Genomic DNA, 23,973 nt, shown 5'->3' on the forward strand with positions numbered 1-23,973 from the left:
TGAATTGTGCCTATTTGTGTGAAAATAAGCGTTCAAGGTGATAATTCACGTGCCACTTTGTTATGATAGGAATCATACGAAGTTAGAAGGAGGAAAAAGCATGGACCAGGATTTGAAAGAAAATATTTTAGGAGCACTCGAGCAAGTCATTGACCCTGAGCTGGGGATTGACATCGTTAACCTTGGACTTGTATACGATGTGGATATGGATGAAGACGGAAAAGCGAAAGTGACGATGACATTAACGTCAATGGGATGCCCGCTCGCAGGTGTCATCGTTGACCAAGTGAAAGCAGCGCTCGCCGATATCCCGGAAGTAAAAGATGTTGAAGTCGATATTGTTTGGAACCCGCCATGGTCTAGAGACAAAATGTCCCGTTATGCAAAAATTGCCCTTGGCATTCAATAAGAAAAGTGAAAGTACCTTGATCAGCCCCGATACAAGCATAAGGCAGACCGGCTAGAAGGTTGTTCCTTAACCTTCTGGACAGGTCTGGCTAGGGCCAGCCACTGTAACGGGACAATGAAAAAAGCATCGGCGAGACGCCCGATGCTTTTTTCATTGGAATGAGGGATGGAAATGGCGAACAATGCCGCATAGTCGTGAACAAACTGTTTGAAATGATGAATAATGCCGCGCAGTCGTGAAGAAAATGTCCGAAACGATGAACAACACCCCAAAAACGTGAACAAAACACCCGAAATGATGAACAACGTCTTCGAAGTAATAAACAACCACCGAAACTATTGAACTACTTCATTTTTTAAAGAAAAATCAGCACGAGCGGCCCGACGATAAAGCAGTAGATCGCAAAGTATTTCAAGTTTCCCTGAGCCATGATGTTCATGAACCATTTTAGTGAAAAGTAAGACATGACAAACGAGCCGATAAACGCGAGCAAGTAAGGAATGGCCAGCTGCTGCAAGTTAGGGTCGCCGAGAATATCCGAGATGCTTAAGGTCATGCCGCCGACACTGACGGGAATGAACAGCAGGAAAGAAAAGCGGAGGGCGGTTTCTTGCTTCATGCCAAGTCCCATGGCGGCTACAATTGTTGCGCCGGAGCGGCTGATTCCCGGGATGAGTGCGATCGCTTGGGCACAGCCGATAATGATGGCGTCGCTGACTTTCATGTCGCCGTCATTTTTACGGCCCCTCAAGTTACGGATCGTCCAAAGGGCGATACCGGTAATAATCAGCGTAATTGCAACTGTGCGGACAGAAGACAAAGTCCCCCGTTTAATCACTTCACTTTTAAAATCTAACACGAATGGGAAAGAAAGTGAAAAGATAACCTTTTTATCTTGCGAAAAACGGCTGGCAAACGAATCTTTTTCACCTCGTACTGCTTATCACTTTACAGATTATATGATAAAGAAATATAATTTATCAAAAGGTCAAAATAGGTCAAGGGAGGCGGGAGAAATTTGGATATTGAACGGATGACGCTGTCAGTGCAGGAGGCACTTGCAGAAGCCCAAAAGTCGGCGGAAGAAAACAAACAGACAGAAATTGACCTTGTTCATTTTCTGCAGGCGCTTACCGGCCGGACAGACAGTTTAATGGCGCGTATTATGGAACGGGCAGGCAGCAGCAATGCGCACTGGATCGAATTTCTTCAAGAGGAGCTGGCAAAGAAACCGGCTGTTTCGGGAGAAGGAATTAAATACGGGGCCTACCTTTCCACTGCTTTGCAAAAGGTCTTGAACGAAGCAGAGCAATTCAGAAAAAAGTGGAACGATGACTATCTTTCGGTCGAACATATTATGTCGGCTCTTCCTAATACAACTGACTATGAACTAAAACATTTTATGGAAAAAGAACAGCTGACAAAAGCTAACATAGATCAAGCAATTAAAGAAATAAGGGGGAATCAAAAAGTGACATCTCAGCAGCCGGAAGCAAGCTATGAAGCTTTAACGAAATATGGACGTGATTTAGTTGAAGAAGTACGTACGGGAAAACTTGATCCTGTCATTGGGCGAGACAATGAAATTCGCCATGTGATCCGGATTCTTTCACGAAAAACGAAAAATAACCCGGTGCTAATCGGGGAGCCGGGTGTGGGTAAAACAGCGATCGTGGAAGGTCTTGCGCAAAGAATTGTCCGTAAAGATGTGCCGGAAGGATTAAAAGATAAAACGATTTTTGCACTGGATATGAGCGCGCTCATTGCCGGGGCAAAATTCCGCGGAGAGTTTGAAGAAAGATTGAAAACGGTCTTGAATGAAATAAAAAAAAGCGACGGCCGGATTTTGCTGTTTATTGATGAACTGCACACGATTGTCGGTGCCGGAAAAACAGAAGGGGCGATGGATGCCGGCAATATGCTGAAGCCGATGCTCGCGCGTGGTGAACTGCACTGTATCGGAGCAACGACACTGGAAGAACACCGTAAATACATTGAAAAAGACCCGGCATTGGAGCGCCGCTTTCAGCAAGTGCTTGTGCAGGAGCCGACGCCGGAGGATACGATTTCTATTTTACGTGGCTTGAAAGAACGCTTTGAAATTCATCACGGCGTCAAAATTCATGATCGGGCAATTGTAGCAGCAGCCACACTGTCAAACCGGTATATTACTGACCGTTTCTTGCCTGATAAAGCGATTGATTTAGTTGATGAAGCTTGTGCGATGATTCGTACGGAAATCGATTCAATGCCAAGTGAACTTGACGAAGTGACTCGGCGCGTCATGCAGCTGGAAATTGAAGAAGCGGCCCTTCAAAAAGAAACTGACCCGGCGAGCAAAGAAAGGCTCGCGCAATTGCAGGAAGAATTGGCGAACTTAAAAGAGAAAGCACATGAAATGAGGGCGCGCTGGCAATCGGAAAAAGAAGCAATCCAGCACGTTCAGGAAAAACGAGAATCGCTGGAAAAGCTGAGAAGGGAACTGGAAGATGCTGAAAGCCGTTATGACTTAAACAAAGCGGCAGAGCTTCGCCACGGCAAAATTCCGGCGGTGGAAAAAGAACTTGTCCAGCTCGAAAAAGAAATGGAACACGCAGATAACAGCGAAAGTCGTTTATTACGAGAAGAAGTAACCGAGGAAGAAATTGCCTCGATCGTTGCTCGCTGGACAGGCATTCCTGTCACAAAGCTCGTGGAAGGGGAGCGGGAAAAACTGCTTCGTCTCGAAAGCATTATGCATGAGCGTGTCGTCGGGCAGGATGAAGCGGTCCAGCTCGTCAGCGATGCTGTGCTTCGCGCCCGGGCCGGCATTAAAGACCCGAACCGGCCAATCGGTTCGTTTATCTTCCTCGGACCGACTGGTGTCGGAAAAACGGAGCTTGCGAAAACGCTCGCCAACACACTGTTTGACAGCGAAGAACAAATGGTTCGGATCGATATGTCCGAATATATGGAAAAACATGCGGTCTCTCGTTTGATCGGTGCGCCCCCCGGCTATGTCGGTTTTGAAGAAGGCGGCCAGCTGACAGAAGCGCTGCGCAGAAAGCCTTATTCTGTCGTACTGCTTGATGAAATTGAAAAAGCGCATCCGGAAGTATTTAATATTTTGCTGCAAATGCTCGATGACGGCCGGATCACGGATTCTCAAGGCCGGACAATCGACTGCAAAAACACAGTTGTGATTATGACATCTAACATCGGCTCTGAATTTTTACTAGACCGCAAAGAGAATGAAGAAGAAATCCAGGAAGAAACGAAAGAGAAAGTGATGCAGCAGTTGCGCGGCCATTTCCGTCCAGAGTTTTTAAACCGGGTAGATGATATCGTCCTGTTCAAACCACTGAGCTTAAATAATATAAAAGGGATTGCGGAAAGAATGATCAATGACTTGAAAAAGCGGCTCGATGACCAGCAAATCAGCCTCGTGCTGACAGAAGGGGCGAAGGAGTTTATTGCAAAGGAAGGGTTTGATCCTGTTTACGGCGCCCGTCCGCTGAAGCGGTTTATCCAGCGCCAAATTGAAACGAAGCTTGCCCGCGCGATCATTGCCGGCAACATTCCGCTTCATGGAGAAGCAGTCATTGATGTGGAGGACGGCGAACTCGTTATAAGCTAAAAAAAAGAGCGTCTGCCAAGGCAGGCGCTCTTTTTTCTATAGAAAGATGATCAATGCTGTTCAGCATGCTCGTCCGTAAGTAATGTAGAAAGAACAAACATCAAAACAGTTGCTGCTATCGCAAGAACTAATCCTGTCATAAAGTTAAATTCAATGCCGTTCATTGAACTGACAACGTATGTTAACATTTCTGTCAGTAAAAAAGTCCAAAAGAAAGTCATAATAAATTGCACTGTGTTTCCCTCCTTCAGAGAAAGATGTGTATGTAATCCAACATTAATAATAGCATAGCGTAGAAGTGAATTTAAATGTATTTTTGTCATTATTTTTAACAATTTCATTTAACTTATCCAAAAAAACTTTTTCTTATAGGCAAATAGAAGTAAGATAGAGAAAGGTGTAAGGTTGCATTCAAAAGGAGAAAGAAAAATGATCAAGAGAATAGTGATAGTCATATTGGGTGTCTTTTTACTGACAGGCTTTGCCGGCTGTTCTTGGGGGAAAGAAGTGAACAAGCTGGAGAAAATCGGTTTGCTCGTCCCTGATACGATCAGTGATCAAGTGTGGGGAACGAAAGGGTATAAAGGCATGTTAAAAATTCAAGATGAATATGGAGCAGAGATTTTTTATAAAGAAAACATTAATTCTCAAGCTTTGGCAGAAAGGGCTGTAGAGGAGTTTTATCATAAAGGTGTTAATGTTGTATTCGGGCATGGCAATGAATACGCAGATTATTTCAATAAACTGGCTTCTGATTATCCAGATATGCATTTTGTCAGCTTTAACGGCAATGCTAATGAAAAAAATACGACTAGCTTAAAGTTTGAAGCGCATGCGATGGGTTTTTTTGGAGGAATGACAGCGGCGCACTCGTCGAAAACCGGGACGATCGGCATTGTAGCAACTTATAGGTGGCAGCCGGAAGTAAAAGGCTTTGTGGAAGGAGCTAAATTTGAACGGAAAAATATCCGTGTCGAGATCGAATATGTGGAGAACTGGGATGATTCCGATAAAGCATTGCAGCTGCTTGACAAAGTGACTGCCAAAGGCGCGGATGTTGTCTACCCGGCCGGAGATGGATATAATGTACCTGTCATTGAAAGACTGAAAGCAAAAGACCTGCACGCCATAGGCTACGTTTCCAATCAATCGGACCTTGGGGAAGAAACCGTCCTAACCAGCACCGTGCAACATGTGGACAAACTTTATTTACTCGTTGCTGACCAGTTTGTTAAAGGAAAACTGAAATCAGGCAACCTTCACTTTGATTTTGCGGATGGGGTGATTTCGCTGAGTCCTTTCAGTCCTGAAGTGGATGAAGATTTTACGAACGAAATTAAAGGGTATATAGACCAATATATCGAAACAGGCAAGCTGCCAAACAAATAAATGGATGGAGGAAGAAACATGAATGAAACTAAAAATATGGAATTTATGCAAATCGCAATGAAATACTTTCCGGAAGCTCAGGGAAAGTTAAAAGAATCAGGAATTGAATTTTCTATGGACTTAATTGAACCGTTTATGGGCATGTTTTTAAATGTAATGAACGAAGCGTATGAGCTTGGCAAGAAAGAAGCGCAGCAAGAGAACGAATAACAGTGGAAAGGGGCTGTTCCAAAAGTCAGTAAACAACTGGCTTTCGGAACAGCTTTTTTGTGTGATAGCACCACAGTGTTCAATAGTTATTGAAGTTTATGCACGGCTGTCACAGCTTTCTGCGCCGACTGCTGGATTTTGTGAATAAATCACTTGAATTTCTGCGTCTCCATATTCGATTTGTGCACAATAACCGTGGAAATATGTACGCCGCGGAATGATGGAATGCAGTAATATAACAATTTTCACCTATTGCCAAATCAGCTGTTTTTCAGTAAAATTAGTACCAAGTCTTAATAATTGATGATACATGATAATAAAGCAGTTGAAAGAAGGGAACCTGATGAATGCAGGGGTTATAGGAGTAGGGCGTTTTGTACCTGAAAAAGAAATCACAAACTTTGATTTGGAAAAAATGATGGATACGTCAGATGAATGGATCAGGACGAGAACCGGTATAGAATCACGAAGAATTGCAGATGACGAAATGGATACGTCCGACATGGGAGTGAGAGCAGCGAGACAAGCTGTGGAGAACGCAGGCATTTCTCCTGAGGACATTGGTTTGATAGTAACAGCGACCGTCACTCCAGATTATCCGTTTCCATCTGTGGCATCTATGATACAAGATCAAATCGGGGCGAAAAATGCTGCCGCTATGGATGTCAGTGCCGCCTGTGCAGGGTTTATGTACGGAATTGTAACAGCGAAACAGTTTGTTGAAACGGGCTCCTACAAGTATGTACTCGTTGTAGGAGTGGAGAAGCTGTCCAAAATAGTAGATTGGACTGAACGGGATACAGCTGTTTTGTTCGGAGACGGTGCCGGAGCTGTTGTGATCGGTCAAGTGTCAGAAGGTCGTGGCATTCTGTCTTTTGAGCTCGGGGCGGACGGTTCAGGATTAAAGCATTTGTATCAGGAGAAGCATATTAAAATGAACGGTCGGGAAGTATTTAAATTTGCCGTGCGTCAAATGGGAGAGTCATGCATTAACGTCTTGGAAAAAGCAGGGCTGCAAAAAGAGGATGTTGACTTTCTGCTGCCTCACCAAGCGAATATCCGCATTATGGAAGCAGCTCGTCAGCGGCTCGACCTTCCGAAAGAAAAAATGTCTGTGACGATTAATAAATACGGAAACACATCATCGGCTTCTATCCCGATTACGCTTATGGAAGAGCTGGAAGCTGGAAAAATTAAAGAAGACGATTTACTGATTATGGTTGGTTTTGGCGGCGGTCTCACATGGGGCGCCATTGCGATGAGATGGGGACGCTGAAATCATATATTAACTGAATGAGAATGAAGGAGTGGAATCATGGAAAAACGTAGAGTAGTGATTACCGGGCTTGGCATAGTGTCGCCTGTTGGAAATACAATAGAAGAAGCATGGGCAAATGTTTTAAGCGGCGTCAGCGGAGTAAAAGCGTTGACGAGATTGAATCCAGATGATTATCCGGCAAAAGTGGCCGCGGAAGTCACCGATTTTGATCCCGAAGACTTTATGGATAAAAGGGATGCCCGTAAAATGGACCGCTTTACGCAATATGCGGTAGCAGCTGCGAAAATGGCTGTTAAAAACGCCGACTTGACGATTGATGAGTCTAACGCTGAGCGCATTGGCGTCTGGGTCGGTTCAGGGATTGGCGGAATGGAAACATTCGAAACTCAATTTAAAACATTTCTCGACCGTGGATACCGCCGCGTGAGTCCTTTCTTTGTGCCGATGATGATTCCAGATATGGCAGCTGGTCAAGTATCCATTTTTCTCGGCGCAAAAGGAGTCAACTCTTGTACAGTAACAGCCTGTGCGACAGGGACAAACTCAATTGGCGATGCGTTCAAAGTCATTCAGCGCGGTGATGCTGATGCAATGATTACCGGCGGAAGCGAAGCACCAATTACGCAAATGTCGGTGGCCGGCTTCTGCGCCAACACGGCTTTGTCGACAAACCCAGATCCGAAAACAGCGAGCCGCCCGTTTGATGCGAATCGCAACGGATTTATTATGGGAGAAGGAGCGGGAATTCTCGTTCTAGAAGAGCTTGAGCATGCAAAGAAGCGCGGCGCGAACATTTACGCTGAAATCGTCGGCTACGGCTCGACAGGTGATGCTCATCACATTACAGCACCGGCGCCTGAAGGGGAAGGCGGGGCGAGAGCGATGAAGATAGCGCTTGAAGATGGCGGCCTGACACCGGAAGAAGTGGATTACATTAATGCCCACGGAACGAGCACGCCTTACAACGATGAATTTGAAACGATGGCCATTAAGCGTGTATTCGGTGATCATGCATACAAGCTGGCAATTAGTTCAACGAAGTCGATGACAGGTCACTTACTCGGTGCAGCCGGCGGGATTGAGGCGATCTTTACTGCTTTAACGATTAAAAATGGTATCATGCCTCCAACGATTAACTACGAAACACCGGATCCGAAATGTGATCTTGACTATGTGCCAAATCAATCGCGCAAAAAAGAAGTGAACGTCGCCATCAGCAACTCTCTTGGCTTTGGCGGACACAACGCGACGATTGCTCTCAAAAAATACAAAAATGCCTAACTTTATCGAAAAGGACGAGGGCATCCTAAAAGCTAAGCTTTTAGGATGCCCTCTTTTTTCAGTAGACCGAAATCGCGAACAAAGTCATCAAATGGATGAACAACGCACAGAAGCGGCGGACAAATCTTCCCTATAATAATTAAGATTAAAGAGGCTGTTCTATAGGTGCCTCGTTCTTTCTCTTAGGACACCCTCATCCTTTTTTGCATGTTTTTGGGCTTGCCGCATACATATATAGGACAAGCTGCCGCAGCCTGATAATTTGATAAAGGAAGAAAAAAATGGCCATACGCCTAGTCGCTTTTTTAACAGGGTTCGGTTTGTCCATTCTCGGGGGAGTCAGCTGCATCATGTATTTAAATTTATTGGCAGCCGGATTCACCATCCGGGAATATATTCAATTCATTTTGGAGCGAACGGAATGTTATTTACTTGTTGCTGGATTTTTGATGATGACGGTTTCGATTTATTTTCCAACTAGACAGTAAAGAAAAATTAGTCGACTGAGGAATAATTTAACTTTGCTTTGCCCATACTTGAAGACAAATAGATGAAGAAGTGAGGAGGTTCATTATGTTATATCTTCATGATGTCTGGGTGAACTGGTTTGAAGGGGAAGAAAACGGCTATAACGTTTGCCATTTTCACGAATGGCGCAAAGACGATGCAGTCGAGCTTCTGGATCAAGTACCGTTAGTTTTAATAGATGAGAAATTATTTTATTATATTGAGAATCAATTAGCTGAATTACCGAAACAATTGCTCGAGGATATTCGCAAAAAAGCTTTTTTGCGGAGAAACCACGAACGGATTCAATTAGAACACTGTTTCGTTGTCACAGACGGAAAAGGGATCCTTGCTGTTGACACGATGGGGTATACGATCCCTGTAAGAAAAAGCCGTCTCGTCCCGAGGCAAGAACAGCTCGCGTTTGATATGTTTAAAGCTCATCCAGTTGCTTCTTATGAGTTGGAACTTGAACCGGAAGAAAAAGAGTATCACATTTTATCGCTTTCTCCTGAAAGTGTGAAAGGCTTGACGAGAAAAGAAAGACAACTGAAGCAGCTGCTGTTTATGGCTCTCGACCAATTGTTTTCTTCAAAGAATTCAGCTGAAATTCGTTATTGGTACACAGAATGGGCCCCTGAACGGTATACAGATATTCAAAGTATGAACGCCGCAGACATTAAACAAATTTTCTTTGAAGAAGCGATGGATGGCTGGACGAGCCGCCATGACCGGCTTTGTGAAAACCTCATAAAAGGACAGCCGTTTTTTGAAAAGCTATGGGAAGTGGAACATGCATCGAAAATTAACCAATTAAATGAAAAAAGCTGAACCTAATAGGTTCAGCTTTTTTCATTGTCCAGCTGCAGCGCCTAACCGCTCGAGGTCAAATGTCTGCCAGCTGTGGTGGCTGGAAAACTGCCTCCTCGCTGTCAGACATTTGCTTGTCGCGGCTGAACAGGCGCTTCTGCTTTTCTCAGTTATTTTCTTTTTCTGCCAAGTCCCATAGCGTTTTCCATTTTCTTCAGTGTTTTGCCAGCTGTCTGATTGGCTTTTGCGGCTCCTTCATCGAGAATTTGGTCCAGCTCTTCTGAATTGACAAGCTCATGATAACGTTTTTGAATCGGTTCCAAATGGCGGATAACTACTTCAGCGAGCTCTGCTTTAAAGTCTCCGTATCCTTTGCCTTCAAAGCGCTTTTCAACTTCTTCAACCGGGAGCTGCTCCAATACAGAGTAAATGGACAGAAGGTTGGAGACGCCAGGTTTTGTTTCTTTATTAAATTTGACAATCCCTTCTGAATCAGTCACAGCACTTTTGATTTTCTTCTCTATTTGCTTCGGTTCATCGAGCAGAGAAATGAAAGATTTTAAGTTCGGATCGGATTTGCTCATTTTTTTCACTGGATCTTGCAAAGACATCACACGCGCTCCGGCTTTAGGAATCCGGACTTCAGGGATAGTGAAGATGTCATTGTATTTGCGGTTAAATCTTTCAGCAAGGTCACGCGTCAGCTCCAAATGTTGTTTTTGATCTTCGCCCACAGGCACTAGATCTGCACCGTAAAGCAGAATGTCAGCAGCCATCAGCGGCGGGTAAGTCAGAAGGCCGGCGGATACTGCTTCTTTTCCGGCAGATTTGTCTTTAAACTGCGTCATTCTTTCCAACTCACCGATGTAGGCGACGCATTGAAGCATCCAGCCCGCTTGAGCGTGTGCCGGTACTTCTGATTGGATAAATAAAGTTGCTTTTTCAGGGTCAATCCCGACAGCTATGTACAAAGCGGCAAGGCTGCGAATATTTTGACGCAGCTGCAGCCGGTCTTGCGGTACTGTAATGGCATGCTGGTCGACAATGCAGAAATAGCAGTTGTAATCGTCCTGCAGCTCGGTAAATTGTTTGAGCGCACCAATATAATTGCCGAGAGTGATCGTACCGCTCGGCTGGATGCCAGAAAATATCGTTTTCATAAATAATCCCTCACTTCTTAGTTGACAAAATTATAAACAAATCCTCTTCAACTTTCAAGATGAGGAAGTAAGCGCAATCACAAAAGTGGCGATAAGAATCAATCCTCCACCGGCTAAAAGCGGGTACGTCCACTTAAATCTTTTCTTTTTCGCATGCTCTTCATGAATGTTGCCCGTCTTATCCAGGTGATCGAATTCAGCAATATACCTTCCTTCTTTTGTGGATTTACGAAAGTTTTTAAAACTATAGCTAATCCCGCTAAAAAAACCGCCTTCTATGACGAACAGGCAAGCACCGGCGGTTACACATAAGAGGGAAAATAAAAAAGCATAATCCAAAAAGTTCTTAAAAAATATGGAAGAAAATAAGGAAAATACAGCAGAAGAAATAATAATAATCCCGCTGATCATAAAAGATTTTTGAATAAGTTTCATATACTTTTCTCCAGTTGTAATAATTACAAATAATATGAGTATAGCAAAAAGGTAGAATATACTCCACTTTCTACAGAATTCAAACTTAGTAAATATAATATTTAGCCAATAAACATTATATGTGAAAAATGATAATAGAATAAATATTCGGAAGAGTAGGAATATGTAAGCGCTTCACTTTGGTGAAGCGTTATTCAATTAAAATCAAAATCCACTTTTAACAACAACGCATATAACATTTTGCTGAAATTACGAAAATGTGTCTGAAATGTAACAAATCTCCAAGATAATTATTGCAAAAAAATTAAGATTGTTTATAATTAATAAAGAAATCTTCTGAATAATCAGGAAGAAATGAATAAAGTGAGGGGGATTTAGATGAAAAAGAGAAGTTATGCTCTCTTTCTCGTTCTTTTGCTTGCGATGAGTACGTTCTTGGCAGCCTGCGGCGGTGGCGGCAAAGAAAATGGAGATGGAGAAAATGGTTCTGGAAAAAGCGACAATATTTTAAATTTAACAGAAACGCAGGATATACCTTCTATGGATTCAGTTTTAGCTACAGATGCTGTTTCTTTCAATACGTTAAACAGCACGATGGAAGGTTTGTACCGCATGGGTGAAAATGACGAAGCGGTAGATGGAATAGCAGAAGGCGAGCCAGAAGTAAGTGGAGACGGTAAAACGTGGACATTTAAGCTCCGTGATGCAAAATGGTCTAATGGCGATCCTGTGACTGCTAACGATTTCGTATTTGCTTGGAGAAAAGCATTAACCCCGGATACAGCTGCTGAGTATGCCTATATCATGTACGATCTTAAAAATGCAAAAGCAGTCAACGAGGGCAAAATGAAGCCAGAAGAACTTGGCGTGAAAGCAATTGATGATAAAACTTTAGAAGTACAATTGGAAAATGCAGTGCCATATTTTAAAGAGCTGGTTACTTTCGGAACGTTCTTACCACAAAATGAAAAGTTTGTAACGGAACAAGGCAAAAAATTCGGTTTGGAAGCGGATACAACTTTATACAACGGTCCATTTACATTGGCTGAATGGAAACATGAAGACAAATTTGTAATGAAGAAAAACCCTGAATATTGGGATGCTGAAGCGGTAAAGCTTGAGCAAATCGATACGAAAATCGTAAAAGATACGCAAACAGATGTGAACCTTTTTGAAAGCGGCGATGTCGATCAAATCAAGCTTTCATCTGAATTTGTAGACAAGTATAAAGAAAATGAAGGCTTCTTCACTGTTAAAGAATCTTCCGTTTTCTTCTTGCGTTTAAATCAAGAATCAAATGAAATATTAAAAAATGTAGACGCCCGTAAAGCAATCGCTAAAGGATTTGATAAAAAAGGCATCACTGATGTGCTTTTAAACAACGGTTCAGTTGAAGCGAATTTCTTCGTTCCTGAAGAGTTTGCAAAAGGTCCGGACGGCAAAGATTTTCGTGAAGCCAGCGGAGAATACTTAAAAACAGACATTAAAGAAGCGCAAAAACATTGGAAAGCAGCGAAAAAAGGGCTTGGACAAGATAAGATTACGTTAGAATTATTGAACTACGACGATGACTTAGCTAGAAAAACTGGCGAATTTATTAAAGAACAGCTCGAAACGAACCTTGACGGCTTAACGGTAAATATTAAGCAGCAGCCATTTAAGCAAAAGCTTGATCTTGAGACTAAAATGAATTATGAAATGTCTCTTGCCGGTTGGGGAGCTGACTACTTAGATCCAATGACATATTTGGATATGTACGTAACAGGTGGTGCTCATAATCAGCAAGGTTTCTCTAATGCTGAGTATGACAAATTGATCCAAGATGCAAAAACTACTTTGCTTCTCGAGCCAGAAAAACGTTGGGAAGCTTTAGTAAAAGCGGAAAAGATCTTATTAGAAGATGAGGCAGCTATTGCTCCAATTTATCAAAGATCTCGTGCTTACTTGAAAAACCCACGCTTAGAAGGTGTATTGTTCCACAAAGTAGGTGCAGACCAGTCTTATAAATGGGCTGAATTTAAGTAGGCAGGTTATATAACCTATATGATGAGGAGGGTGTATGCGATGCAGCATATACTCTCCTTTTTCCCTGCTTAGGGGATAAAAATCTGAATTGACTGAATATATCGAGTAATATTCGTTTTTTTGTGGAATTAAATTAGTAAAGGAGGGCTTTCAATGGCAAATTTTATTTTGAAACGATTAGTCTATATGTTTATAACTTTGCTGATTATTGCAACGATCACCTTCTTCTTAATGAAGCTCCTGCCAGGATCGCCACTTACAAACCAGGAAAAATTAAGCCCGGCACAACAACAATTAATTCTTGATAAGTACGGGTTAAATGATCCTCTTCCAGTTCAATACGTGAACTATATGACCAACTTGTTTAAAGGAGACTTAGGGTTATCATTTCAATATGATAACCGGCCGGTAACGAAAATGATTGGTGAACGTATTGGCCCTTCCGCATACTTAGGTTTCCAAGCCGTTTTATTTGGAACGATTGTTGGTATTGTTTTAGGTATACTTGCAGCATTAAAACAAAACAGTGTTATGGATTATGCAGCAACGACGATCGCTGTTTTAGGAATATCCATTCCTTCTTTCGTATTTGCAGGCCTGCTGCAGTATTATTTGGCGGTTAAGTACCCCATCTTTCCGGTGGCTGCCTGGGAAGGGTTTGAGTATACGGTACTGCCAACGATCGCTTTATCGGTATTCGTTATTGCTACGGTAGCGAGATATATGAGATCTGAACTTTTAGAAGTGTTAAGCTCGGACTATATTATGCTTGCCCGTGCAAAGGGAGTAAGCTCTGCTGCGATTATGGTCAAGCACGCCTTACGCAATGCACTCATTCCGATCATTACATTATTGGGTCCTTTAGCTGTAAATATTATGACTGGCTCACTTGTTATTGAACGAATCTTCGGTATCCCAGGAATTGGCGAGCAGTTTGTCCGCTCTATCATGACAAATGATTTTACCGTCATTATGGGGATCACTCTTTTTTATAGCGTGTTATTTATTTTCATCGTCTTTATTGTTGATATTCTTTACGGTGTGATTGATCCACGTATCCGGTTAAGTGGAGGGAAGAAATAATGAATGTAGAAAATCCAGACAAAAAGATTCAATTGCAAAAAGACCTCTTTCAGCCGGTGGACAAACGGGCCTCACAATCGGAAAAGATCAGCCGGCCAAGCTTGAATTTTTGGCAGGATGCATGGCTGAGATTAAAAGGGAATAAAGGAGCCATTGTCGGATTAATCTTAATTACGATTATTACCTTTATGGCTATATTTGGCCCATCAATGAATAAATACACATACAAACAGCAGAATATCTCTCATGCTAAATTGCCGCCAAAAATAGCTGCATTAGAAAATGTTGACTGGCTGCCATTTGATGGGAAAGACAAAGATGGGTTCGACATGTATGAAGCGAAAAATGTGAAAGAGTATTACTGGTTTGGAACAGATGATCTTGGCCGTGATTTATGGACAAGAACGTGGTACGGTACACGCATTTCTATTTATATTGGTGTACTGGCCGCGGTTATTGATTTCTTGATTGGTATTGCTTACGGAGGCGTTTCAGGGTTTTACGGAGGCCGTGTGGACAACGTTATGCAAAGGATTATCGAAATTTTAATGGGGATCCCACACTTAATCGTCGTTATCCTATTTATCCTCGTTTTTGAACCTGGTATTTTTTCGATTACGATGGCGATGGTTATTACCGGTTGGGTGAACATGGCGAGAATTGTCCGCGGTCAGTTTTTAAAATTAAAGACCCAAGAGTTTGTGCTTGCTTCACGGACCCTTGGCGCATCTGGAAGCCGCTTAATCTGGAAGCACTTAATGCCGAACGTGATGGGGCCAATTATCGTAACGACGATGTTTACGATTCCAAGTGCGATCTTCACGGAGGCATTTTTAAGCTTTATCGGTCTCGGCATCCGACCGCCGGAAGCTTCGCTCGGTTCTTTAGTTAATGATGGATTTAAATCGTTGCAAATGTATCCTCATATGTTGATTATTCCATCCGTTATCATCAGCTTGCTTATTTTAAGCTTTAATTTACTAGCGGATGGCTTGCGTGATGCACTTGATCCGAAAATGCGGAAATAATGACTGGAAGGAGAGTACCTTGATGAAAAAATTATTGGATGTTCAAAATTTGCACGTCTCCTTCGATACGCATGCAGGAGAAGTGAAAGCAGTCCGCGGAGTGAATTTCCACTTGGATAAAGGAGAAACATTGGCGATTGTAGGGGAATCTGGTTCAGGGAAATCAGTTACAACAAAAGCGTTAATGCGCCTCATTCCGAACCCGCCCGGCCGAATTAAAGAAGGGAAAATGCTTTTTGAAGGAAGAGACTTAGTGAAGATTTCGGAAAAAGAAATGGAAAAACTGCGCGGAAAAGACATTTCGATGATTTTCCAAGACCCAATGACTTCTCTTAATCCAACGATGACGGTGGGGAAGCAAGTGATGGAGCCGCTTATTAAGCATCAAAAAATGAATAAAGAGGCAGCAAGAAAACGTGCAGTAGAATTGCTGGCACTTGTAGGCCTGCCTAATCCGGAAGCACGGATTAAACAATATCCTCATCAATTTTCGGGTGGACAGCGCCAGCGTGTCGTTATTGCGATTGCGCTTGCCTGTAACCCGAAAATCTTAATTGCGGATGAACCAACAACGGCACTGGACGTAACGATTCAAGCGCAAATTTTAGAACTCATGAAAGAATTACAGAAAAAAATTGAAACGTCGATTATTTTTATTACACATGACCTCGGCGTCGTAGCTAACGTAGCTGACAGAGTAGCAGTCATGTATGGCGGCCAAATCGTGGAAACAGGTACAGTCGATGAAATCTTTTACGATCCACGCCACCCATATACGTGGGGGCTGCTGTCTTCGATGCCGAGCTTAGATACAGATGAAGAAACGGAATTACAAGCGATTCCGGGAACGCCTCCGGATCTGCTGAACCCGCCAAAAGGTGATGCCTTTGCTTTGCGAAGCAATTATGCGCTGAAAATCGATCTCGAACAAGAACCGCCGGTTTATCAAGTGTCACCTACTCATTTCGTTAAATCGTGGCTGCTTCATCCAGATGCGCCGGCGTTTGAGCCGCCGGTGAATGTGCAGCAAAACTTGCGGCCGATGCCAAATAACTTTGACAAGCCTGCATTGTTCGAGGAGGTTCGCTGACATGGCTGAAAAATTACTGGAAATAAAAAATTTAAAACAATACTTTAATGAAGGCAAACCAAATATGGTGAAAGCGGTCGATGGTATCTCCTTTGACATTTTTCGCGGAGAAACACTTGGTCTTGTCGGCGAATCGGGCTGTGGCAAATCAACAACCGGCCGGACCATTATCCGCTTGTACGATGCAACGGATGGTCAGGTGCTGTTCGATGGCAAAGATGTTCATGGGAAAAAATCGAAAGCGGACATGAAGCAATTCAACCGGAAAATGCAAATGATTTTTCAAGATCCATACGCATCGCTGAACCCGCGTTTGAAAGTGGCTGACATCATTGCGGAAGGAATTGATATTCACGGACTTGCTAAAACGAAAAAAGAACGGATGGATAAAGTATACAGCCTGCTCGAAACAGTCGGGCTGAACCGGGAGCACGCCAACCGTTATCCTCATGAGTTTTCCGGTGGACAACGCCAACGTCTCGGCATCGCCCGCGCTCTTGCTGTGGAACCGGACTTTATTATCGCCGATGAGCCAATTTCTGCTCTCGACGTATCGATTCAGGCACAAGTCGTCAACTTAATGCAAAAGCTGCAAAAAGAAAAAGGGCTGACGTATTTATTCATCGCTCATGACTTGTCGATGGTGAAATACATCAGCGACCGCATTGGGGTCATGTATTTCGGCAAGCTTGTGGAGCTCGCGCCAAGTGACGTGCTGTATAAAAAGCCGCTTCACCCTTATACGCAATCACTGCTTTCCGCTATTCCGCTTCCTGATCCAGACTATGAAAGAAGCCGTACAAGAAAAGCATATGACCCGGCTGTCCACAACTATGCGGACGGCGAGCAAGTAGAAATGAGAGAAGTAGCACCGGGCCATTTTGTCTACTGCTCTGAAAAAGAATATAAGCAATATAAAGCGAATTATTAAAAGAGAACTTCCGCTGTGTGTTCATTGACACGGCGGTGGTTCTTTTTATTTTTAAGCAAGATTGCTAGAATAAAAGATATCCAAAATGGGTAAAAACGGATGGAGAGGAGAGATATGTATGATAAAATGGAAAAAGTGGGGATCTTTCATGGTTATCACCGGCGCTTTGCTGTTTTCAAATGTTATTAACGGTATGGCAGCGGAAGAAACGATGTTCAAAGAGCGCCCCGTTCCCTTGTTGAAGAAGGAAATAACAGAAAAAATGGCGCGCTTTCAATATGATAATGGGCTTAAATTCAAATATCCTGATGCGGTCCGGGGAATTTATGTGACAGGGCATTCAGCAGGTGGAGCCCGCTTTGAAAAGCTAATGAAGTTGATGGCTGACACAGAGTTAAACGCAATGGTCATTGATATAAAGGATGATGGGGGCAAACTTACATATAAGCCGGAGCCTGGCTCTCCATATACAGGCATCAGCCAACAATTCATTAAAGACCCACAGGCAATGCTGAAAGAAATGGAGAAAAAGCAGGTGTATCCGATCGCCCGGGTTGTTGTTTTTAAAGATACGACCTTGGCGAAAGCGAAGCCGGAATGGTCTTTTACTAAAAATGGCCAAGTATGGGAAAACGGCGGCGGTGAATCTTTCGTTAACCCGTTTATGAAAGAAGTATGGGATTATAACGTCGACATTGCGATTGAAGCAGCTAAAATGGGCTTTCAGGAAGTGCAATTTGACTACGTACGTTTTCCAGAAGGATTTGAAACACGAGATCAGCAGCTGACTTACAGTCTCGGTGATTACGAGCGCTCAAAAGAAGATCCTGTTCAACGCCGTGTGCAGGCAGTGACTGATTTTGTCGCTTATGCTCGCGAGAAGTTAAAGCCGTATGGCGTCAAAGTGTCTGTTGATATTTTCGGTTATTCTGCTACATTGCCGGAAGCGCCCGGCATCGGACAGAATTTCTCAAAAATTTCGGAGAACGTCGATGTTATCTCTTCCATGGTTTATCCGAGCCACTGGACGTCTTACTTCGGTATTGAAAAGCCCGATACCGAGCCTTATAAATTGATCGCAGCGTATGCCAAAGTAGAAAACGAAAAACTGAAGTCGTTAAAAACACCGCCGCTTTCCAGGCCATGGCTCCAAGATTTCACTGCTTCCTGGCTCGGGGCAGGCAATTACCGCCCTTACGGCAAAGCGGAGATAGAAGCGCAAATCCGCGCGTTAAATGAAAATGGAATAGAAGAATTCCTCTTGTGGAATGCTAGCAATAAGTATACGCCGAATGTGGACTACACACCTTAATAAGGAAAGGGAGATTGAATGCATTGGTATGAAAAGTTAAATCAGTATTTTCCAATCGAAGAAATGAAGTCAAAAGAGCATATTGAATTGCTTCTGGAAGAACGAGGCGATGTTTACTATAAAGATGAAGGGCCGCATCACGTGCTCATTTACGTAGAATTCGATGACTTTGTATTTGTCGACTATTTATTCGTATCTAAAGATGCCCGCGGCCAGGGACTCGGCCGTAAACTGATCAACAAGCTGAAGGAAAAAGGAAAAGCGATTCTCCTTGAAGTCGAACCGGTCAATTATGAAGATACAGATACCGAAAAAAGGCTGCGCTTTTACGCAAGGGAAGGGTTTAATCACGCCTCAACGATCGGCTATTCCCGTCGTTCGCTCGCCACGAATGAAGTGAATGACATGGAGATCCTTTATTGGGCGCCAAACGATGAAACAGAAGAGAAAATTTACGAAAGCATGAAGAAAACGTACCGGCTCATTCACAAATATAAAGATGAAGAACTGTACGGAGAACCGTTCGATCCTGTCCACAATGTGTTATCCAGAGAGGAAACGAGAGAAGATATATTGAAAGAATTAACGTGAAAAAGGCGCCGGGTGTCATATGACGCCCGGGGCTTTTTCGTGTAATAAATTATTTGTTTTTAGTTTAAACTAGGCAGGCAACGGGTAAAAATAAAAAGAATGCTTATATTAAAAAAATGTCTGAGCTGTGTAAAATTTTTATAATTATTATTACAATGTAATGAAAACTGTATTCATGAACCATTCAATCATGTATAATACATATTGTAGCCGGATATTTGAAGAAGTTCAAATGGATTGCTTCGCGAATGGAATTCCTCATGAAATAACAGGTATTATATTTTATTCTTTAAGGAGTGTGATTGAGGAATGGTTACTTTATATACTTCACCTAGTTGTACTTCCTGCCGTAAAGCGAAAGCGTGGTTAGAAGAACACGAAATCCCATACGTTGAAAGAAATATTTTTTCCGAGCCTTTGAGCATCGAAGAAATTAAAGAAATATTGAGAATGACAGAAGATGGCACGGACGAAATTATTTCCACGCGCTCAAAGATCTTCCAAAAGCTAAACGTAGATCTTGAAACGTTGCCGCTGCAAAATTTGTTTGAATTGATCCAATCAAATCCCGGACTGCTTCGTCGTCCGATTATCCTGGACGAAAAACGTTTGCAGGTAGGCTATAACGAGGATGAAATTCGCCGCTTCCTTCCTAGAAAAGTGCGCACGTTCCAACTTATGGAAGCGCAACGGCTCGTCAACTAAAGAAGAAGGACCTTCATACAGCAGTATGGGGGTTTTTTATTTTTGAATAAGAAAACACAAGTTTTTTGTACTTAGTTTAGATGTCGGGCTTAAGCCGCCTAGCCTCTCTAAGGTCTGGTTATTCTAGCGGCATGGCTGAAAAGCGCCATTCCACCAGTTTGTTTTATGCTTGTCGGGGCTGATCAAGGCGCTTGTGCTTTTCTTATTTCTTGTCTTGAGTTTTTCATAAAATTCAGATAAAATGGCGAGACACCCTTTTCATTTTCGAATCGTTATATTTTCATTTGCTGTATGTTTAGCATACAATAGAGTTAGGTACATGTATATCGTCAAGCCATTCAGGGAAATGCCTAATAATAAGGGAGTCAGCCCTCAGGTACCCTTAGACGGAAGGGAGAGGTAGTTATGGAAATCGAACGCATTAATGACAACACAGTTAAGTTTTATATTTCGTACTTAGATATAGAGGAAAGAGGCTTTGACCGCGAAGAAATTTGGTATAATCGCGAGCGCAGTGAAGAGCTCTTTTGGGATATGATGGAAGAAATACACGATGAAGAAGATTTTACTGTCGATGGACCGCTCTGGATACAAGTTCAGGCTTTAGATAAAGGTCTTGAAATTTTAGTGACGCAGGCAAATTTAACAAAAGACGGACAACGAATCGAACTGCCGCTGCCCGGAGACAAGTACCGGGATTTCCCAGTGGATGACCGTTTGGAAGAATTGCTTGATGAACACTTTCATGCAAACGAAGAAGATGATGAAGCGAAAGAACCGATATTGGAATTCCTGCTTTCATTTAACAACTTCGAGGATTTAATACAATTAAGCAAACGCACCGATCTTGATGAATTGTCTACACAGTTATACTCCTATAACAATAAATATTACTTGTTCGTGGAGTTTTCGGAAGAGGCATTTGATGAAGAGGCAGTGGAAAACACATTAAGCATTTTACTGGAATATACAGACGAGTCAGGCATGACGATTCACCGGATCCAAGAATATGGAAAATGTGTCATGGAAAGCGACGTATTTCAAACGGTTCGCAAATATTTCAACTAATGAAGCCCGCGCCGATTTCACTTGAAATCAGCGCTTTTTTTATTGGCCGCAAATTTGGCGGAAAGGCTTCTCTTTATGCTAAAGAGGGTATAATAGCAGAAAAAACAGCAGCAGAAGCAGAGAGGGCTGAAAATGGGGTATGAATAACACAGTAAAAGTAGCTAGCTTTATTTTGGCTGTTTTAGTAATTTATGTTTTATGGGCCGATCATTATATGAGCGGGCTGTTAAAATATATGAGTATGGCGTTAACGCTGACGGTGATTGTCATCAGCTTTTTAATTTTCTTTGAAAACAGGCATCCTACTCAAACCATTACATGGCTCATCGTATTAGGCGCCTTTCCGCTGTTCGGGTTTATTTTTTATTTGCTGTTTGGCAGAAGCTATCGGAAAGAACGCATGTTTAAGAAAAAATACATACTTGATAAAGAAACATACAATCAGTACAAGTTCACCCATTCAAAAGAAGACTTGAAGAAGCACTTTCAAAAATACGGAGAGCACACGATTTATACGCTTGCAGAACGACTTGGAAGCAGCGGCATTTCTTTTCATACCGAAACGGAATTGCTGACAAACGGAAAAGAGACATACGCCTCGATTTTAGAAGAGTTGAAAAAAGCGAGGCACCATATTCATTTGGAGTATTATATTGTCCGTGCAGATGGCATCGGCAATGAAATTAAAGACGTGCTGATCGAAAAAGCAAGAGACGGCGTGAATGTCCGTTTTTTATACGACTCAGTCGGTTCGTGGAACCTTTCTAAAGCTTATATTCAAGAGCTGCGGGAAGCAGGAGTGGAAATAATGCCATTCGGTCCGGTAAAGCTTCCGTTTTTTAATAGTAAATTCAATTTTCGCAACCACCGGAAAATCATCGTCATTGATGGAAATATTGGCTTTGTCGGCGGCTTAAATATCGGCGACGAATATTTAGGGAAAGTGCCTCAGTTTGGGGCTTGGCGTGACACCCATCTTTACGTCCGCGGAGAAGCAGTGCGTTCGCTGCAGTTAATTTTCCTACAGGACTGGTATTACATGACGAATGACAGCTTTATTACACCAGGCTACTTAACGCCTGAACCGGAGAAAAAAGTGAGAAGAACCGGCGGCGTCCAAATGATCGCCGGCGGTCCGGACAATGAGTGGAGCGTCATTAAAAATATTTTCTTTTCGATGATCACATCCGCACAGGAATTTGTCTGGATCGCCACGCCTTACTTCATTCCGGATGAAGATATTTTTTCCGCGCTGAAAATTGCTGCTCTCAGCGGCGTGGACGTCCGGCTGTTAATGCCGCAACGCCCGGATAAGCGTATCGTTTTTCATGCTTCTCGTTCTTATTTTCCAGGTCTTCTTGAAGCAGGTGCGCGCATATTTGAATACAAAGAAGGCTTTATGCACAGCAAGTTCATCATCGTCGACGGCGAAATAGCATCTATCGGCACATCCAACATGGACATGAGAAGCTTCCACTTAAATTTTGAAGTGAATGCCTTTTTGTACCACACACACAGCATCGAATCGCTTGTAAAAGAATACATTAACGACATGAACGCCTCCGATGAAATTGATCTCGACGATTTCAACGGCCGCCACTTAGGCTACCGCTTCATCGAATCAACATCAAGGCTCCTGTCGCCATTATTGTAAAAAAGCAAAACCCGATGTGGTTTTGCTTTTTTTATGCATACAGGGAGCCAAAAGCGGCGGCCGTAGGTCAAAGTCGTGGACAACATGGCTGAAAAAATGAACAACGTCTCGAAGTCGTGAATAACCTGGCCAAAAAGGTGAACAACGTCCTGTTCTTTTAGTTTCCTATCATTTCCCGGCAGGACATTGCAGAAAAGAAGCGAATAAGTGAAGAGTGAAAGGAGTGTTATTATGCTCGTTGCTGTTGATCAACATGGGAAGGCGATCAGTCTGGTAAAGCGGCCGCCTGAAGCCTTGATTAGCGAGCTGAGGTCTTCCCGCCACTTTTGCCCCGTCTGCCGCCAGCCTGTAATATTAAAAGCAGGCGCTGTGAAAGTTCCTCATTTTGCCCACATGCAAGCTCATTCGTGTGACTCATTTACTGAAAGGGAGTCTGATCGTCATTTAAAAGGGAAAGTGGATTTATATAGCTGGATCAGCCGTTATGAGAAAGTGAAGCTGGAAGCCTTTTTGCCAGATATTTCCCAGCGGCCGGATCTGCTTGCTGAAGGGAAGGTGGCGGTTGAGTATCAATGCTCCCATATATCGGCAAATTTATTTGTAAAAAGAACAGCCGGCTACAAAGCAAACGGTGTTTTTCCACTTTGGATTTACGGTGGTCCACCGATTAAAAAGCAGGCTCATCTCTATCGTTTTTCCGCGTTTCACCGCCTCTTTTTTCAATACTCTCCGCTGTTTGGTTTCTGGTTTTTAATGTACTGTCCTGAACGTGAAGCATTTCTTCTTTATTCCCAGCTCACCCCCATCAGTGCCTCGCTTTATTCCGCATCTGTGCAAATCATCCCGCTCACTTATTTGCCTTATCCGCCTTCGTTTGCAAAGAAGCAGCCTCCCACATTGTTTTCACTTTCCCAATGGTTCAAGCAAAAAAATCAATGGATTCAAAAGCAGTTATATTTCAAACAAGGGGTATACCATCCTTTTTTAAGCCTAGTATATAAAACAGGCCACAATCCATTTTTACTGCCAGAATGGATCGGAGTGCCAGTGCGCTATATGGCGCTCATAAAAAATCATCCCATCGAATGGCAGTTTTATTTATGGAAGGATTTACTGTCGCGTAAGAAAGAGGCAGGAGTGCAAGAAGCAGTAAATGTCATTGAAGAATATGTGGCAAAAGGAAACTTGCAGATGAATATATTTCCGCTTGTGTCGTCGCTAACTGTAACGGATCTCACAAAAGAATACTTGTTTCTTTTACAGTCCGCTGATGTAAAAAGTTTACAAGCAAGCAAGACAACTTTTGAACAGATGGCGAAAGAAAAAAGGTTTGCAGCAGACTATGAAGAATTAATTATGAACCGGCTTATTTTTTGAGTTTTTCTGCGTA

General features: G+C 42.8%; 25 protein-coding genes. 19 read left to right on the forward strand and 6 right to left on the reverse strand.

Annotated features, from left to right (window positions below; translation table 11 throughout):
- The first annotated feature begins 100 nt into the window (after positions 1-100).
- Entirely contained in the window at positions 101-409 is a 309-nt protein-coding gene (locus F9802_RS15555; protein WP_152153604.1) for a metal-sulfur cluster assembly factor, read from the forward strand.
- 20 nt (positions 410-429) lie between these two features.
- Here F9802_RS15555 and F9802_RS19775 read toward each other — a convergent pair whose 3' ends face one another.
- Entirely contained in the window at positions 430-735 is a 306-nt protein-coding gene (locus tag F9802_RS19775) for a hypothetical protein (RefSeq protein ID WP_191992012.1), read from the reverse strand.
- A gap of 29 nt (positions 736-764) precedes the next feature.
- Positions 765-1,268 carry an undecaprenyl-diphosphate phosphatase gene (locus F9802_RS15560; RefSeq protein ID WP_263862314.1) on the reverse strand — a complete coding sequence of 168 codons (504 nt, stop codon included), beginning with the start codon at positions 1,266-1,268 and terminating at the stop codon, positions 765-767.
- A 159-nt stretch (positions 1,269-1,427) separates the two neighbouring features.
- On the opposite strand from F9802_RS15560, the gene clpB reads away from it, so the two are divergent.
- Entirely contained in the window at positions 1,428-4,025 is a 2,598-nt protein-coding gene (gene clpB, locus F9802_RS15565; RefSeq protein ID WP_152153609.1) for an ATP-dependent chaperone ClpB, read from the forward strand.
- A 50-nt stretch (positions 4,026-4,075) separates the two neighbouring features.
- Here the strand turns inward: clpB and F9802_RS15570 are convergent, their stop codons facing one another.
- Positions 4,076-4,258 carry a YjzD family protein gene (locus tag F9802_RS15570; protein ID WP_152153611.1) on the reverse strand — a complete coding sequence of 61 codons (183 nt, stop codon included), beginning with the start codon at positions 4,256-4,258 and terminating at the stop codon, positions 4,076-4,078.
- A 196-nt stretch (positions 4,259-4,454) separates the two neighbouring features.
- On the opposite strand from F9802_RS15570, the gene F9802_RS15575 reads away from it, so the two are divergent.
- Together F9802_RS15575 and F9802_RS15580 are read left to right on the forward strand one after the other, a co-directional pair.
- Complete coding sequence (locus tag F9802_RS15575) at positions 4,455-5,414, forward strand: BMP family ABC transporter substrate-binding protein (protein ID WP_152153613.1); 960 nt, start codon at positions 4,455-4,457, stop codon at positions 5,412-5,414.
- An 18-nt stretch (positions 5,415-5,432) separates the two neighbouring features.
- The gene (locus tag F9802_RS15580) at positions 5,433-5,624 is read left to right on the forward strand and encodes a ComZ family protein (protein WP_152153614.1); all 192 of its coding nucleotides are present in this window, start codon (positions 5,433-5,435) and stop codon (positions 5,622-5,624) included.
- 96 nt (positions 5,625-5,720) lie between these two features.
- Here the strand turns inward: F9802_RS15580 and F9802_RS19780 are convergent, their stop codons facing one another.
- Positions 5,721-5,873 carry a hypothetical protein gene (locus F9802_RS19780; RefSeq protein WP_191992013.1) on the reverse strand — a complete coding sequence of 51 codons (153 nt, stop codon included), beginning with the start codon at positions 5,871-5,873 and terminating at the stop codon, positions 5,721-5,723.
- A 94-nt stretch (positions 5,874-5,967) separates the two neighbouring features.
- Between F9802_RS19780 and F9802_RS15585 the strand changes: the two genes are divergently transcribed.
- The 4 genes from F9802_RS15585 (at position 5,968) to F9802_RS15600 (ending at position 9,522) form a co-directional block, all read left to right on the forward strand.
- Positions 5,968-6,900, forward strand: a complete 933-nt coding sequence (locus tag F9802_RS15585) for a beta-ketoacyl-ACP synthase III (protein WP_152153616.1) — start codon at positions 5,968-5,970, stop codon at positions 6,898-6,900.
- A gap of 39 nt (positions 6,901-6,939) precedes the next feature.
- The gene (fabF, locus tag F9802_RS15590) at positions 6,940-8,184 is read left to right on the forward strand and encodes a beta-ketoacyl-ACP synthase II (RefSeq protein ID WP_152153618.1); all 1,245 of its coding nucleotides are present in this window, start codon (positions 6,940-6,942) and stop codon (positions 8,182-8,184) included.
- Between the two features lie 281 nt (positions 8,185-8,465).
- Positions 8,466-8,672 carry a hypothetical protein gene (locus tag F9802_RS15595; RefSeq protein ID WP_152153620.1) on the forward strand — a complete coding sequence of 69 codons (207 nt, stop codon included), beginning with the start codon at positions 8,466-8,468 and terminating at the stop codon, positions 8,670-8,672.
- Between the two features lie 85 nt (positions 8,673-8,757).
- The gene (locus F9802_RS15600) at positions 8,758-9,522 is read left to right on the forward strand and encodes a YjbA family protein (RefSeq protein ID WP_152153622.1); all 765 of its coding nucleotides are present in this window, start codon (positions 8,758-8,760) and stop codon (positions 9,520-9,522) included.
- Between the two features lie 149 nt (positions 9,523-9,671).
- Here the strand turns inward: F9802_RS15600 and trpS are convergent, their stop codons facing one another.
- Complete coding sequence (gene trpS, locus F9802_RS15605; protein ID WP_152153624.1) at positions 9,672-10,661, reverse strand: tryptophan--tRNA ligase; 990 nt, start codon at positions 10,659-10,661, stop codon at positions 9,672-9,674.
- Between the two features lie 54 nt (positions 10,662-10,715).
- Positions 10,716-11,096: a DUF3899 domain-containing protein gene (locus tag F9802_RS15610; protein ID WP_152153626.1), complete on the reverse strand. Its 381-nt coding sequence runs from the start codon at positions 11,094-11,096 to the stop codon at positions 10,716-10,718.
- Positions 11,097-11,474: 378 nt separating this feature from the next.
- Here F9802_RS15610 and F9802_RS15615 point away from each other — a divergent pair, with 378 nt between their 5' ends.
- The 11 genes from F9802_RS15615 to F9802_RS15665 all read left to right on the forward strand — a co-directional run bounded on the left by F9802_RS15615 (position 11,475) and on the right by F9802_RS15665 (position 23,960).
- Positions 11,475-13,121: a peptide ABC transporter substrate-binding protein gene (locus F9802_RS15615; protein WP_152153629.1), complete on the forward strand. Its 1,647-nt coding sequence runs from the start codon at positions 11,475-11,477 to the stop codon at positions 13,119-13,121.
- Positions 13,122-13,274: 153 nt separating this feature from the next.
- Entirely contained in the window at positions 13,275-14,204 is a 930-nt protein-coding gene (opp3b, locus tag F9802_RS15620; protein ID WP_152153631.1) for an oligopeptide ABC transporter permease, read from the forward strand.
- Positions 14,204-15,232: an oligopeptide ABC transporter permease gene (gene opp3C / locus F9802_RS15625; protein ID WP_152153633.1), complete on the forward strand. Its 1,029-nt coding sequence runs from the start codon at positions 14,204-14,206 to the stop codon at positions 15,230-15,232. Before opp3b ends, opp3C begins: the two co-directional genes overlap by 1 nt.
- Before the next feature lie 22 nt (positions 15,233-15,254).
- Positions 15,255-16,322: an ABC transporter ATP-binding protein gene (locus tag F9802_RS15630; protein ID WP_152153635.1), complete on the forward strand. Its 1,068-nt coding sequence runs from the start codon at positions 15,255-15,257 to the stop codon at positions 16,320-16,322.
- Position 16,323: 1 nt separating this feature from the next.
- A complete protein-coding gene (locus tag F9802_RS15635; protein ID WP_152153637.1) occupies positions 16,324-17,253 on the forward strand; it encodes an ABC transporter ATP-binding protein in 930 nt (309 codons plus the stop codon).
- Between the two features lie 118 nt (positions 17,254-17,371).
- A complete protein-coding gene (locus F9802_RS15640) occupies positions 17,372-18,565 on the forward strand; it encodes a putative glycoside hydrolase (protein WP_152153639.1) in 1,194 nt (397 codons plus the stop codon).
- A gap of 18 nt (positions 18,566-18,583) precedes the next feature.
- Positions 18,584-19,156 carry a GNAT family N-acetyltransferase gene (locus F9802_RS15645; protein WP_152153641.1) on the forward strand — a complete coding sequence of 191 codons (573 nt, stop codon included), beginning with the start codon at positions 18,584-18,586 and terminating at the stop codon, positions 19,154-19,156.
- Between the two features lie 309 nt (positions 19,157-19,465).
- The gene (gene spxA / locus F9802_RS15650; protein ID WP_152153643.1) at positions 19,466-19,861 is read left to right on the forward strand and encodes a transcriptional regulator SpxA; all 396 of its coding nucleotides are present in this window, start codon (positions 19,466-19,468) and stop codon (positions 19,859-19,861) included.
- Positions 19,862-20,266: 405 nt separating this feature from the next.
- Positions 20,267-20,929, forward strand: coding sequence for an adaptor protein MecA (gene mecA, locus F9802_RS15655; protein ID WP_152153645.1), 663 nt, complete (start codon positions 20,267-20,269; stop codon positions 20,927-20,929).
- Between the two features lie 139 nt (positions 20,930-21,068).
- On the forward strand, positions 21,069-22,583 hold the full coding sequence (gene cls / locus F9802_RS15660) for a cardiolipin synthase (protein ID WP_152153647.1): 1,515 nt from the start codon (positions 21,069-21,071) through the stop codon (positions 22,581-22,583).
- Between the two features lie 207 nt (positions 22,584-22,790).
- Entirely contained in the window at positions 22,791-23,960 is a 1,170-nt protein-coding gene (locus F9802_RS15665; RefSeq protein WP_152153649.1) for a competence protein CoiA, read from the forward strand.
- Positions 23,961-23,973: the final 13 nt, after the last annotated feature.

It is taken from the genome of Bacillus aerolatus (genome assembly GCF_009183655.1).
In the GTDB taxonomy this organism is placed as follows: Bacteria; Bacillota; Bacilli; order Bacillales; family Domibacillaceae; genus Pseudobacillus; species Pseudobacillus aerolatus.

Bases quoted from the DNA above. Each gene is read 5' to 3' on its own strand.
- F9802_RS15555 (WP_152153604.1), top strand. From the start codon at position 101: ATGGACCAGGATTTGAAAGAAAATATTTTAGGAGCACTCGAGCAAGTC.
- F9802_RS15575 (WP_152153613.1), top strand. From the start codon at position 4,455: ATGATCAAGAGAATAGTGATAGTCATATTGGGTGTCTTTTTACTGACA.
- F9802_RS15580 (WP_152153614.1), top strand. From the start codon at position 5,433: ATGAATGAAACTAAAAATATGGAATTTATGCAAATCGCAATGAAATAC.
- F9802_RS15585 (WP_152153616.1), top strand. From the start codon at position 5,968: ATGAATGCAGGGGTTATAGGAGTAGGGCGTTTTGTACCTGAAAAAGAA.
- fabF (WP_152153618.1), top strand. From the start codon at position 6,940: ATGGAAAAACGTAGAGTAGTGATTACCGGGCTTGGCATAGTGTCGCCT.
- F9802_RS15595 (WP_152153620.1), top strand. From the start codon at position 8,466: ATGGCCATACGCCTAGTCGCTTTTTTAACAGGGTTCGGTTTGTCCATT.
- F9802_RS15600 (WP_152153622.1), top strand. From the start codon at position 8,758: ATGTTATATCTTCATGATGTCTGGGTGAACTGGTTTGAAGGGGAAGAA.
- trpS (WP_152153624.1), bottom strand. From the start codon at position 10,661: ATGAAAACGATATTTTCTGGCATCCAGCCGAGCGGTACGATCACTCTC.
- F9802_RS15610 (WP_152153626.1), bottom strand. From the start codon at position 11,096: ATGAAACTTATTCAAAAATCTTTTATGATCAGCGGGATTATTATTATT.
- F9802_RS15615 (WP_152153629.1), top strand. From the start codon at position 11,475: ATGAAAAAGAGAAGTTATGCTCTCTTTCTCGTTCTTTTGCTTGCGATG.
- opp3b (WP_152153631.1), top strand. From the start codon at position 13,275: ATGGCAAATTTTATTTTGAAACGATTAGTCTATATGTTTATAACTTTG.
- opp3C (WP_152153633.1), top strand. From the start codon at position 14,204: ATGAATGTAGAAAATCCAGACAAAAAGATTCAATTGCAAAAAGACCTC.
- F9802_RS15630 (WP_152153635.1), top strand. From the start codon at position 15,255: ATGAAAAAATTATTGGATGTTCAAAATTTGCACGTCTCCTTCGATACG.
- F9802_RS15635 (WP_152153637.1), top strand. From the start codon at position 16,324: ATGGCTGAAAAATTACTGGAAATAAAAAATTTAAAACAATACTTTAAT.
- F9802_RS15640 (WP_152153639.1), top strand. From the start codon at position 17,372: ATGATAAAATGGAAAAAGTGGGGATCTTTCATGGTTATCACCGGCGCT.
- F9802_RS15645 (WP_152153641.1), top strand. From the start codon at position 18,584: ATGCATTGGTATGAAAAGTTAAATCAGTATTTTCCAATCGAAGAAATG.
- spxA (WP_152153643.1), top strand. From the start codon at position 19,466: ATGGTTACTTTATATACTTCACCTAGTTGTACTTCCTGCCGTAAAGCG.
- mecA (WP_152153645.1), top strand. From the start codon at position 20,267: ATGGAAATCGAACGCATTAATGACAACACAGTTAAGTTTTATATTTCG.
- cls (WP_152153647.1), top strand. From the start codon at position 21,069: ATGAATAACACAGTAAAAGTAGCTAGCTTTATTTTGGCTGTTTTAGTA.